We start from the raw sequence: 12665 nt of genomic DNA on the forward strand, positions 1-12665 counted from the left end.
GAGTATGGGATCCTCCATGCAGATAAGGAACCCTGATCTAAGCTCACAGTCGCATACACACTTGAACGTCGGCATCACGCAAAAGGAGCCTGCATGGGCGGTCGCACCTCGACATTTATTTTCAGCCTTGGCCTCCTGGCGCTGCTCAGTGGCTGTGGCCAAGACAAGGCCGAGCCCAAGCAGCATTCACGGGTGTTCGTGCAAACGGTGCAGTCGGCGGATTTTGCCGCGGCGGTCACGTTGACCGGTGATATCCAGGCGCGGGTGCAAACCGATCTGTCCTTTCGCGTGGGAGGCAAGATCATCCAGCGCATGGTCGACGTGGGCGACCGAGTAACGGCCAGGCAAGTGCTGGCCAAGCTCGACCCCAAGGACCTGCAAACCAATGTCGATTCCGCCCAGGCTCAGGTTGTGGCTGAACAGGCGCGGGTCAAGCAGACCGCCGCCGCCTTCGTGCGCCAGGAAAAACTCTTGCCCAAAGGTTATACCAGCCGCAGCGAATACGACGCCGCCCAGGCCGCGCTGCGCAGCAGTCAAAGTGCCCTGGCCGCTGCCCAGGCGCAGTTGGCCAATGCCCGCGAACAATTGGGCTACACCGCGTTGATCGCCGATGCACCGGGGATCATCACGGCGCGCCAGGCCGAAGTCGGCCAAGTGGTACAAGCTACCGTGCCGATCTTCAGCCTGGCCCGCGATGGCGAGCGTGACGCCGTGTTCAACGTGTATGAGTCCTTGCTGGTTGAGCCGCCGCCCGACGCGCCGATTACCGTCAGCCTGCTGGACAACCCGAGCATCAAGGCCGTGGGCAAAGTCCGCGAAGTCACGCCCGCCGTGGCCGCCAATACCGGCACCGTGCAAGTGAAGATCGCCCTGCAAAGCCTGCCCAAGGGCATGGAGCTGGGCTCGGTGGTCAGCGCCACCGCCAATGGCCCGGCCAAGGCGAGCATCGAGCTGCCCTGGTCGGCCCTGACCAAAGACCTCAACGAGCCAGCCGTATGGCTGGTGGACGGCGAGGGCAAGGCGCAGTTGCACAAGGTCACCGTGGCGCGCTACCTCACCGGCAAAGTGATCATCGGCGAGGGCCTCAACGGCGGTGAAAAAGTCGTGATAGCCGGTGGGCAATTGCTGCACCCCGGCATGGTCGTCGAGATCGCCCAACCCGGAGCGCAGCCATGAAGCAACTGACGCTCATTGTCGCCGCCAGCCTGTTGCTGGTGGCCTGCTCCAAGGAAGAGGCGCCGCCCGAACCCATACGGCCCGTGCTGTCCATGGAAGTGAAGGCTGAAGATCAGGAAAACCTCGGTCGTTTCGCCGGCACCATCCAGGCCCGCTATGAAAGCAACCTGGGTTTCCGCGTGCCTGGCCGCATCGCCCGTCGCGCCGTGGATGTCGGCGCCGAAGTGCAGAAAGGCGCCTTGCTCGCCGTGCTTGACCCCACCGACCAGCAGAACCAATTACGTGCCGCCCAGGGCGACCTGGCGCGGGTACAGGCGCAGTTCATCAACGCCCAGGCCAACGCTCGGCGGCAACAGGAACTGTTCAACCGTGGCGTCGGCGCACAGGCTCAATTGGATGTGGCCCAGACCGACCTGAAAACCACCCAGGCGACCCTCGACCAGGCCCGCGCCTCGGTCAATCAAGCCAAGGACCAGCTCAACTACGCCGAACTGCGCACCGACCACGCCGGCATCGTCACCGCCTGGAATGCCGAGGCCGGCCAGGTGGTCAGCGCCGGCCAGCAAGTGGTGACCCTGGCCCGTCCGGACATCAAGGAAGCCGTGATCGACTTGCCCGCCGGCCTGGCTGAACGTCTGCCTGCCGATGTGGTGTTCCTGGTCGCCGGGCAATTGGACCCCAGCGTGCACACCACCGCCGTGGTGCGTGAGATCGAGCCTCAGGCCCAAAGCGCCACGCGCACCCGTCGCGCACGCCTGAGCCTGGCCGAAACCCCGCCCGCGTTCCGCCTGGGCACGGCAATCAGCGTGACTTTGAGCACCGCCATCGCCCCGCGCATCGAACTGCCCCTGAGCGCCTTGCAGGAAGTTGACGGCAAGACCCGTATCTGGCTGCTCGATACCCAGAGCCAGACCGTACAACCCCGCGAGGTCACGGTCATCAGTCGTGATGCTCACAGCGCCTTGCTCAATGGCAGCGTCAAACCCGGCGAGCGCATTGTCACCGCCGGCGTGAACAGCCTGAAACCCGGGCAAAAAGTCAAAATCGACGAGGACAGCCCGCGATGAAAGGGAGCTTCAACTTATCCGACTGGGCCCTCAAGCATCAGTCCTTCGTCTGGTACCTGATGTTCGTCGCGCTGCTGATGGGCGTGTTCTCGTACATGAACCTGGGCCGTGAAGAAGACCCGTCGTTCACCATCAAGACCATGGTCATCCAGACCCGCTGGCCGGGCGCGACCCAGGAAGAAACCCTCAAGCAGGTCACCGACCGCATCGAGAAAAAACTCGAGGAACTCGACTCCCTCGACTACGTGAAAAGCTACACCCGGCCCGGCGAGTCCACGGTGTTCGTGTTCCTCAAGGACACCACCAGCGCCAAGGCTATCCCGGAGATCTGGTACCAGGTTCGCAAGAAGATCGATGACATTCGCGGCACCTTCCCCCAGGGCTTGCAGGGGCCGTCGTTCAACGATGAATTCGGTGACGTGTTCGGCTCGGTGTATGCCTTTACCGGCGATGGCCTGTCGATGCGCCAGTTGCGTGACTACGTGGAGCAGGTGCGCGCCGAAATCCGTTCGGTACCGGGGCTGGGCAAGGTCGAGATGATCGGCCAGCAAGACGAAGTGATTTACCTGAATTTCTCCACGCGCAAACTCGCGGCGCTGGGGATTGATCAGCGCCAGGTCGTGCAAAGCCTGCAATCGCAAAACGCCGTGACCCCGGCCGGGGTGATCGAGGCAGGGCCCGAACGCATCTCCGTGCGCACCTCCGGGCAGTTCGCCTCGGAGAAAGACCTGGCCAACGTCAACCTGCGCCTCAATGACCGTTTCTACCGGCTGGCGGATATTGCCGACATCAGCCGTGGTTATGTGGACCCGGCGCGGCCGATGTTCCGCTTCAACGGCAAACCGGCGATTGGCTTGGCCATCGCCATGCAGAAGGGCGGCAATATCCAGTCGTTCGGCAAGGCCCTGCACGGGCGCATGGACGAGCTGACCGCCGACCTGCCGGTGGGCGTCGGCGTGCACAAGGTGTCCGACCAGGCCGAAGTGGTGGAGGAGGCCGTCGGCGGCTTCACCAGCGCATTGTTCGAGGCGGTGATCATCGTGCTGGTGGTGAGCTTTATCAGCCTCGGCATGCGCGCCGGGCTGGTGGTGGCGTGCTCGATTCCGTTGGTGCTGGCACTGGTATTCGTGTTCATGGAATACAGCGGCATCACCATGCAGCGCGTGTCGCTGGGCGCGTTGATCATCGCCCTCGGCCTGTTGGTGGATGACGCGATGATCACCGTGGAGATGATGATCACGCGTCTGGAAAAAGGCGAAACCAAGGAACAGGCGGCGACTTACGCCTATACCTCCACGGCGTTCCCGATGCTCACCGGCACCCTGGTGACCGTGGCCGGCTTCGTGCCGATTGGCCTTAACGCCAGTTCGGCGGGCGAGTACACCTTTACCTTGTTCGCGGTGATTGCCGTGGCGATGCTGGTGTCGTGGGTGGTGGCGGTGCTGTTTGCGCCGGTGATCGGCGTGCATATCCTCAGCGCCAATGTGAAACCGCACAACGCCGAGCCAGGGCGCATTGGCCGGGCCTTCAATGGCGGCATGCTGTGGGCCATGCGCAACCGCTGGTGGGCCATCGGCATCACCGTGGCGTTGTTCGTGGCCTCGGTGTTTTCCATGCAGTTTGTGCAGAACCAATTCTTCCCGTCGTCGGACCGCCCGGAAATCCTCGTCGACCTGAACCTGCCGCAAAACGCCTCGATCAACGAGACGCGCAAGGCCGTCGACCGCCTCGAGGCGATCATCAAGGACGACCCGGACATCGCCCGTTGGAGCACCTACATCGGCCAGGGCGCGATTCGTTTCTACCTGCCGCTGGACCAGCAGCTGGAAAATCCCTACTACGCGCAACTGGTGATTGTGAGCAAAGGCCTGGAAGAGCGTGGCGCCCTGATCGCCCGCCTGCAACAGCGCCTGCGCGATGATTTTGTCGGTATCGGCAGCTACGTGCAGCCGCTGGAAATGGGCCCGCCGGTAGGGCGGCCGATCCAGTACCGTGTGTCTGGCAAAGACATCGACCAGGTGCGCAAGCACGCCATTGAACTGGCGACCTTGCTCGACCAGAACACCCATTTGGGCGAGATCATCTACGACTGGAACGAGCCGGGCAAAGTGCTGCGGGTGGACATCGCCCAAGACAAGGCGCGGCAATTGGGGCTGTCGTCGGAAGACGTGGCGCAGTTGATGAACAGCGTGGTCAGCGGCGCGGCGGTGACCCAGGTGCACGACGATATCTACCTGATCAACGTGGTCGGCCGCGCCGAAGATGCCGAGCGGGGCACCCCGGAGACCTTGCAGAACCTGCAGATCGTCACGCCCAACGGCACCTCGATTCCACTGCTGGCGTTCGCCACCGTGCGTTACGAGCTGGAGCAGCCGCTGGTGTGGCGCCGCGACCGCAAGCCGACCATCACCATCAAGGCCGCCGTGCGCGATGAAATGCAGCCGACCGACCTGGTCAAGCAGTTGGCGCCGACCATCGAGAAATTCAGCGAAGGCTTGCCGGTGGGCTATAAAGTCGCCACCGGCGGTACCGTGGAAGAAAGTGGCAAGGCTCAGGGGCCTATCGCCAAGGTGGTGCCGTTGATGCTGTTCCTGATGGCCACCTTCCTGATGATCCAGTTGCACAGCGTGCAGAAGATGTTCCTGGTGGCGAGTGTCGCGCCACTGGGGCTGATAGGCGTGGTACTGGCGTTGATCCCCACGGGCACGCCCATGGGCTTTGTGGCGATCCTGGGGATTCTGGCGCTGATCGGCATCATCATCCGCAACTCGGTGATTCTGGTCACTCAGATCCACGAATACGAAGAGGCCGGCTACACGCCGTGGGATGCGGTGGTGGAGGCGACCGAACACCGGCGTCGACCGATTCTGCTGACTGCTGCGGCGGCGAGCCTGGGCATGATCCCGATCGCACGGGAGGTGTTTTGGGGGCCGATGGCTTACGCGATGATTGGTGGGATCATCATTGCGACATTGCTCACGTTGCTGTTTCTGCCGGCGCTGTATGTGGCCTGGTACAAGATCCGCGAGCCGAAACAGGATTAACACTGAGAGAGGGGCTGTCAGTTAAGCGCAGATCCTCTGTGGGAGCGGGCTTGCCCGCGAAGGTGGTGCGTCAGTCGCTGCATCTGTGACTGAACTGTCGCTTTCGCAGGCAAGCCAGCTCCCACATTTGGATCTTCATTCTGGTTAAGGCTGTGTGAAACTTCTGAAAAATCCGCATGTCGTCCTGGCTCGCTACTGCATGTTGTACCCTCTGGTCCTTATTCCAAACCCAGGTCGATCCTCATGCAGTGCCTGCGTTTCACCTTGCTGCTCTGCGCGTTGCTCCTTGCGCCGCCCACCTTCGCCGCCACCGTACTGGAAAACGCTTTATGGCGTGTCGAGCTCGACCCCGCCACCCTGGCGCTGCGCGTGACACCTGCGGGCCAAGCCTCGGTGCAGGCCTCCAGCGGTGTGGCTGCGCATGCCGTCAGCCAATTGCGGATCACCCCTGACCAGGCCACTTGGCAATGGGACAACGGCGCCTATCGCCTGAGCGCCCGCCTGCAACAGCGCGACCTGGCCCTGACCATCAACGCCCGTGAGCCCGGTGAGCTGGCCCTGCTGCGCCAGCCCGCCGAGGCCATGGGACGAGGGTTGATCTGGCCCTTGGCCGAGGGGCATTACGTGCCTGCCGGCAATGCCATCTGGAACGCGTTTCTGCTGGAGCGGGGCGAGTTCAATACCACCCAGGACCTGAGCCTGCCGCTGTGGGGCGTGGATCACGCTGGCTTCACCTTGAACTGGCTATTGACCAACCCCTACAACAACCGCCTGCAATGGCAAGCCGACGGCAACGGCCTGGCCCTCTCAGCTTCCCATGAATTCACCCCGCTGGCGCCCGACGCGCCGATGACACTGCGCCTGTCCTTGGGCGATGCCGATCCGTTGGCTGGCGCCAAGCGCTACCGCCAGTGGCTGGTGGAGCAGGGCCGCTATGAACCGTTGGCGGACAAACTGCGGCAGACGCCTGAAGCCCAGAAGCTGCTGGGCGCAAGCCATGTGTACCTCTGGGACAACGGCCTGCTGGCTTTGGGTGATGTGCGAGATTGGCCGAAACTGATCAAACGGCTGCGCAGCCATGAACTCAAGACGCTGATGGACAAAGAGAGCGCACAGCTGCTGGCGCAGTCCACTCCCTTGAATCGCTATGAGCAAACCGTGCTGCTGCGCGGCCTCAACGCGGCGATCAACACCAAGGCCCGGCAGGCCTGGCAGGTGGAAGAGCCCGACATGACCCGCCTTGCCGCTCGCTATGGTGAGCTGCGCAGTGAACTGGCCGTGGACTTTGCGGGGGCCTTGAGTGATAGCCCGCAAACTTGGGGCAGTAGCACCATTCAAGCCCTGCGCGACGCCGGGCTGCAGCGTCTGTTGCTGACCTTGGGCGAAGGTTGGGAGGGTGGCCTCTGGCATCCCGAAGCGATTCGCGCGGGGGTGGATGCCGGTTTTCTGATGGCGCCTTACGACTCCTATGAAACGGCCCTGTCCGCCACGGAAAACCCCGATTGGACCACCGCCCACCTGGGCGCCAAGGCCTATCGCGACTGCGCGATCGTGCTGAAAGACGGCAAGCTGAAAACCGGCTTCCAGAAGTCCGGCCACTACACCGACCCGCGTTGTGTACGGCCTTTGCTGGAGGCGCGGGTGAAAGCGGTACAAGCCAAAGCTGGTTTCAACGCCTGGTTTCTCGATGCCTACGCCACCAGCATGCTGTTCGACAGTTACCGCAGCGACGCCAGCATGACCCAGGCGCAAAACGCCGAAGGCAATATCGAAGCCTCCCGCTGGATAAACACCGTGCCCAAGCTGGTCACCGGCTCCGAAGACGGCAACGCCATCACCGCCCAGGGCATCCTGTTTGCCCACGGCATGCAGACCCCGGTGATCGGCTGGGGGGATCCTGAGATGACCAAGGACCAACAGTCGCCGTACTTCGTCGGCAACTGGTACCCCACGGAGCAACCGGCGGTGTTCTTCAAATCGGTGCCGTTGAAGGAGCCGTTTCGCACCGTGTATTTCGAGCCGACGATGCGCCTGCCGTTGTATCAGGCGGTGTTCCACGGCTCGGTGATCACCACCCATCATTGGCTGTTCGACAGCCTCAAGCTGAGCAATGTGCAGGTCGAGAACGAGTTGACCCAACTGCTCTATAACGTGCCGCCGCTGTATCACCTGAGCACAGCTACACTCAAACAGCGCTTGCCGGTGATACAACGCCAGGATGCCTTTTTCCGTGCGCTACACCAGCGTCTGGCTACTCAGGCGATGATCGATTTTCGCTGGTTGAGCGATGACCGGCAGGTGCAACAAACCACGTTTGCCGATGGTACTCGGCTGGTTGCCAACTTCTCTGGGCAAATCCGTGAGATCGCTGGGGCCACCCTTGATGAATACAGCATTACCGCGTTCGAGGCAGGCGACAACGTAATGCAGTATCGCGCCGGCAACCCTCTACATTGAGCGAGGGCACCCTTGCCGGTCAGGAAGGGAGTTATCCTCATGTATATCAAATCTGCGTTGTTGGCATTTTGCTTGCTGATTGTCATCGCGTGCCAGCACGAGTCTCCTCAGGCTGGCCCACGGCTTCTGATCGAGAACGCCTACATCTTTACCATGGAGCCGGACCAGCCCCGTCCGTTCATGGGCTACCTGCTGGTGGATCAGGCCGGCGCCATCAGCGGATTGGCCGCCGGCAAAGCGCCCCCCGGGCTAGTGGCGCAACGCCGTATTGATGCCAGGGGGCAATGGGTGATGCCGGGGTTTGTGTCGGCGCACAGCCACCTGTGGCAAAGCGGGTTCTACGGGATTGCCGCGAATGAAAACCTTGAAGGTTGGCTTGCCCGGCTTTACGGCGTTGAAGCGCCAAAACTGGACGCCGCGCAGCTCTATCAACTGACCCGGCGCGGTGCGAGTCAGTCCCTGCGCAACGGTATTACCACGATGTTCAACTTTACCTATACCGGGGCGGACCGCAGCGGCGAAGTGGACCGCCAACAACTGCGCGGCGCGCTCGACGCGGGGGGGCGTGTGATACACGGGTTCAATGTACGCACCATCAGCGAAAGCTGGACTCCCGCCATGGCCCGTGAGCGTACTGCGGCATTCCTGATGTGGGCCGACGCGCAATCTGAATCAGGGCGTTATCTGGGCACGATGCTTGCCGGCGGCGCTGGGTTCGTCGACGCTGCGGTCGGGCAGGCCCAGGTTGAAGGCGACCTGATGCATGAGTTTTCTTTGGGCAACCAGCAGCACTATCTTGAGTCCGTAGCAGATTCCGCGGGGGAGCGCGCCCGTTATCCGGTACTTGAACAGGCGGGTATCATCGGGCCGCGCTTGATCTTTGGCCACTTCATTCACTCCACACCCGAGCTGACTGCTGCGGCGGCCAAGGCGGGTGTCGCCATGGTCTGGAATCCGATGTCTAACGGTCGCCTGGGGGCCGGGATGGCGGATGTGCTGGCTTATCGCGCCGCGGGCATGAAAGTGGGCATGGGCGTGGATGGCGAAGCCAGTGCCGACCGAGCGGATCCCTTCGAGAATATGCGCATGGGCTTGTATCAGGTGCGCGCCGTCCATCAACGGGCGGCCGCGATGCAAGCCTATGAAGTGATGCGCATGCACACGCTGGGCAGCGCCGAGGTGCTGGGGGTGGAGGACAAGCTGGGCAGTCTCAAGTTGGGTAAACGTGCTGACATGCTCCTGGTGGACCCAGGTAGCTTCACTCCCTGGCAGGAACCTTATGCCGCGCTGGTGTTTGCAGGTGGAGTGAAAGACATTCGTGAAGTCTTTGTGGATGGTCTCTCACTGGCTCGCTGATCAGGCAGGCTTGCGCCATACACTCGCCAACCAAGGCTGCTGCTCCCGCGGCAACCCGGCCGGCCGGTAGTAGTGCTCCAGCTCTTCAAACCCGGCCTCGGTCAGCAAGGCTCGCCACGCCTCCAGATCGTGATAGGACCCATACCGCGGCCCATTCCAGCCCTCTTGGTTCTCGCCCCGAGGGTTGGAGCTGAACAGCACGCCTCCAGGTTTCAACGCGCCATGCAGTTCTTTGAGCACGCGCGGCAGTTCCTGTTTGGGAATATGAAACAGCACCGCATTGGCAAACACCCCGTCAAAGCGCGCAGCGGGCAGGTCCAGCTTGAGAAAGTCCTGCTGCAGCACCTCACAGCCGCTGTCTTCGCGGGCCATCTGCGCAAAACGCTCGGAGCCATCCAGGCCCACGGCGATATGCCCCATGCGCGTAAACGTCTGCAAATCCCGCCCTGGCCCACAGCCGAAATCCAGCACGGTAAACGGCGGCGTGCCCTGGATATGCCGCAGCAGCGCGTCGATGTTCTGGCTCACATCGTGATCGCGGGTGCCTTCACGGAAGTCTTCGGCCACCTTGTTGTAATGGCCCAAGGTGGTGGCGGTGATCTGATTGAGGTCGTCGGGAGCAAGTTTCATGGCATGGCGCACGGCAGCGGCTGAGGTGACGGGACTATACCCCGGCCCACTCTTGAGTTGAAAACCGTGTATCCGCTGTAGGGCGCTTCACGGCGGTCGCAGTGCGCGCATCCGACAGACCGCCACGGGGAATTGTGGGTAAGATTCGGCCCTCATTTGCAGAGGGCTATACATCCATGGAAGAGGAAAAACGTTCACCCGTTGGCAACGACACCGCACCGAACAAGGTCGACCAATACGCCACGAGATTAAGCAATGGGCTGTTCTGGCTCAATGAGCGTGCCTGGCCGCTGACGGTGGGGATTCTCTCGGTGGCAGGCCTGTACCTGTACCAGTACATCCAGATGGAAAAGGTGCCGCTGAGTATCTTGTCGGCGTCGGCGTTCACCGCATTGCCAGCGATGTTCGCCATGTTGGTATTTGTGATCGGCATGATGGGCGCATCGATCCTGGTGCCCACGTTCATCTTGTTCACGCGCCTGAACGGCACAGGTGTGCGTCTGAGTGATCAACTCAATCTCAGCCCGCAGTCGCCGCAAGAGACGGCCCAGCACAGGAGGTTACTGGGACATTGGGGGGCCAGCCTGTTGGTGATGTTTGTGTTCTGGATGTCCGCCGTATACCTGTCCGTGAACGCCGAAAGTGGGCTTTTGCTGACGCTCGGTTGGATCGTGGCGATCATGGCGGCGGTAGTGGCCTATGTCGGTATCATCATTCGTGCCCGGCCCGCCCATGTTGCCCTGCGTGAGTTGTCCGGCGAGTTCTGGCTGGCCAGTGCTGGCGCCGGGGCCATTCAAATGGTGGTCATTCTGATGGTGACGGTGCCGGTCTCCCGCGCCTTCAGCGAGTACTCCGACAGCGCCGTGTTCTTTGCGCCGTTCATGGCCGCCGAAATGGCCGTGCTGTTTCTGATTCAGGGGAGCGCCGCCTGCCTGGTGGTGCGTATGCGCGTTCAGAAAAACCCGGTGGCGTTCGCCTCGTTGGTGGCCTTTGCGCTCATCGTTTTACTCGGGCTGATCCCGGCGAGTGGGGCCAAGTTGGGCGGCCTGCCGCTGCAAGGCTCCGCCTCGGGAGGGCGGGTTTGTACGTTGATGACCTGGGCGGCAGAGGCCAAGGTTCCCGGCGTGCTGGTAGACGCCGACAACCCCAAGCGCAGTGTAAAACTGCGGGTGATGGCCGACTCGGATGGCAGCTACATCGTGAGGCCCTGGCAGGCCAAGGAAAAAACCATCACCTTCGTGCCCCGCGCCAGCGTTGCCCAACTGGATGAGTGCCCGTGAGCTAGCGGGTTTCCAGGCGGGCGGAGCCCACTGCTCTCACTTCCTGCATCGAACGGTTATCGGTTCGAGAGCTGATCCAAGAAAAACCGTTTTCCGCGGCTCGGACAGTGATTGCGAAGTTCTGTGGCACAACGAATGTCGGTGCAGAAGAAATGGGAGTGGCTGCTGCATTTTCGTTTACGGTAGCGAACAGCACGAGGACGGCCGACACGAAGCCGCTGGAAGTCATGAGGTTTGGCATGTGCTGAATCTCCTAGGTCGAATGTGTCGAGTATTAAATGGTGTTTGAGCTCGTAAGCATCCCTTTCAGTAAAGTTTTACCGCCACAGCTTGAACGTCCTGCTCGCTATCAACGTTCTGACCAGCGGCATAATTCCCGCTTTGGGAAACGGCCTTGAGCGCACTGTTTCGGCCACCGTCAATTGCTTCAAGGCAGCTGTATTTGGCAGGAATTTCACCGGAAGCAGGATGCCAGATACATCCGACTGTGTACTGAGCATCATTAGTCCTGTTCAGAGCCACCGTGTTGTTGTCAGCAATGCTGAATGCCTGGGTCCATGTGTTCGGTGGAGGCTCAATCAGCTGGATACCAAATATTCCGGCAGGAGGAATCCACGTGAAATAGCTGGTCCTGCCGTCGTTATCCTTGCGCTCTACCAGGGCAATTCCGTTGTTATTGATTGCGCGTCCATAGTTCATGGTGCCGATTGCCAGATTCAGAGTCAGCGGAGCCGACGTGGGTGTATTCCAGACTGCTGTTCGGGCCGGGTTGGCATTGGTGTTGGGATACTCGCAAAAGCCTATGGATTGTAGGGCGTTATTGAGGCCAGTGACCACGCAATGGTTGGCCCCGGTAGCGAGGGGCAAGGGTGTCACGGTATAACCGGTGGCATTCGCTTGAGCTAACTTGGGAACGGTAGTGCCGTTGCTGCCCGGGCAGTTCAGGGCAATCCCCGGATAGTTGCTCGTAAGCGTGTTGTTTATGTCCTGAGGAGTGCATGCGTCGTTGTACCCTGCCAACCCGAGTAGCGACGAAAAAACGCGCATAGGCGTGCCAGTTCCGGCAAGCCACACAACTGTGGAGTACTCTTTGCCGTCGCTGCTGATGCTTGATCCGAGCATATCGCCGCGCTGGTTGAACGCGTTGACGGTGGTCCGTACATCTGCAGCACGCAGTAGTGTGCCAGGAAGCGGAGCGAGCGCTGTAGGAGTGCTTGTCGGGGTAGTCACGTTCCAGATCACGGCGGTATCGACATTGTTAGCGTTCTTGCAGATGCCAGCAATCCAGCCACCGTTGGAGACAGCACTTGCGTAGCAGGGCTGAGTTTCCACCAGTGGTTTCAGTGCTAGCTGTGCGTTCGGTGTGTTCAGGTTTACCACCCAAGGCGCATTGTTAGCGCTGGAATCGGGCGGCGAGCAGTTGCCGACAGCAATAGCGTTGTCGTTGATGCTGGTGGTTTCGCACTGCCCAGCCATAGGCCCCAATTTGACGTAGTGGGCAGCATTGGCTGTCAATGCAAGTACACTCGCCAACAGGCTGCCCGCGATTTTCATTAGGTGTGCTTTCATCATCAGTCCGTCCTTGGGGAAACATTCACGGTCTGATTAGATATACAAAGAACATGATCAACAACTGTCATAGTTGACAGGTATGA

At 61.1% G+C, this 12665-nt stretch carries 9 protein-coding genes; 6 read left to right on the forward strand and 3 right to left on the reverse strand.

Annotated features, from left to right (window positions below):
* Nucleotides 1–93: 93 nt before the first annotated feature.
* From TX24_RS00595 to TX24_RS00615, 5 genes are all read left to right on the forward strand, one after another.
* On the forward strand, nt 94–1176 hold the full coding sequence (locus TX24_RS00595; protein WP_003187621.1) for an efflux RND transporter periplasmic adaptor subunit: 1083 nt from the start codon (nt 94–96) through the stop codon (nt 1174–1176).
* On the forward strand, nt 1173–2243 hold the full coding sequence (locus TX24_RS00600; RefSeq protein WP_034134619.1) for an efflux RND transporter periplasmic adaptor subunit: 1071 nt from the start codon (nt 1173–1175) through the stop codon (nt 2241–2243). The genes TX24_RS00595 and TX24_RS00600 overlap by 4 nt, the downstream gene beginning before the upstream one ends.
* Nucleotides 2240–5287, forward strand: coding sequence for an efflux RND transporter permease subunit (locus TX24_RS00605; protein ID WP_003187624.1), 3048 nt, complete (start codon nt 2240–2242; stop codon nt 5285–5287). The genes TX24_RS00600 and TX24_RS00605 overlap by 4 nt, the downstream gene beginning before the upstream one ends.
* Nucleotides 5288–5530: 243 nt before the next feature.
* The gene (locus tag TX24_RS00610; protein WP_057709529.1) at nt 5531–7744 is read left to right on the forward strand and encodes a glycoside hydrolase; all 2214 of its coding nucleotides are present in this window, start codon (nt 5531–5533) and stop codon (nt 7742–7744) included.
* 39 nt (nt 7745–7783) lie between these two features.
* Nucleotides 7784–9100, forward strand: coding sequence for an amidohydrolase family protein (locus TX24_RS00615; protein ID WP_057709530.1), 1317 nt, complete (start codon nt 7784–7786; stop codon nt 9098–9100).
* Here the strand turns inward: TX24_RS00615 and TX24_RS00620 are convergent, their stop codons facing one another.
* Nucleotides 9101–9730: a class I SAM-dependent methyltransferase gene (locus TX24_RS00620; protein WP_057709531.1), complete on the reverse strand. Its 630-nt coding sequence runs from the start codon at nt 9728–9730 to the stop codon at nt 9101–9103. It abuts the gene before it with no gap.
* Nucleotides 9731–9906: 176 nt separating this feature from the next.
* Here TX24_RS00620 and TX24_RS00625 point away from each other — a divergent pair, with 176 nt between their 5' ends.
* Nucleotides 9907–11010, forward strand: coding sequence for a hypothetical protein (locus TX24_RS00625; protein WP_034135367.1), 1104 nt, complete (start codon nt 9907–9909; stop codon nt 11008–11010).
* Between the two features lies 1 nt (nt 11011).
* Here TX24_RS00625 and TX24_RS00630 read toward each other — a convergent pair whose 3' ends face one another.
* Nucleotides 11012–11251 carry a hypothetical protein gene (locus TX24_RS00630; protein ID WP_032900343.1) on the reverse strand — a complete coding sequence of 80 codons (240 nt, stop codon included), beginning with the start codon at nt 11249–11251 and terminating at the stop codon, nt 11012–11014.
* A 65-nt stretch (nt 11252–11316) separates the two neighbouring features.
* Nucleotides 11317–12582, reverse strand: a complete 1266-nt coding sequence (locus TX24_RS00635) for a hypothetical protein (RefSeq protein ID WP_057709532.1) — start codon at nt 12580–12582, stop codon at nt 11317–11319.
* Nucleotides 12583–12665 lie beyond the last annotated feature (83 nt).

The organism is Pseudomonas lactis, from assembly GCF_001439845.1.
GTDB lineage: Bacteria > Pseudomonadota > Gammaproteobacteria > Pseudomonadales > Pseudomonadaceae > Aquipseudomonas > Aquipseudomonas lactis.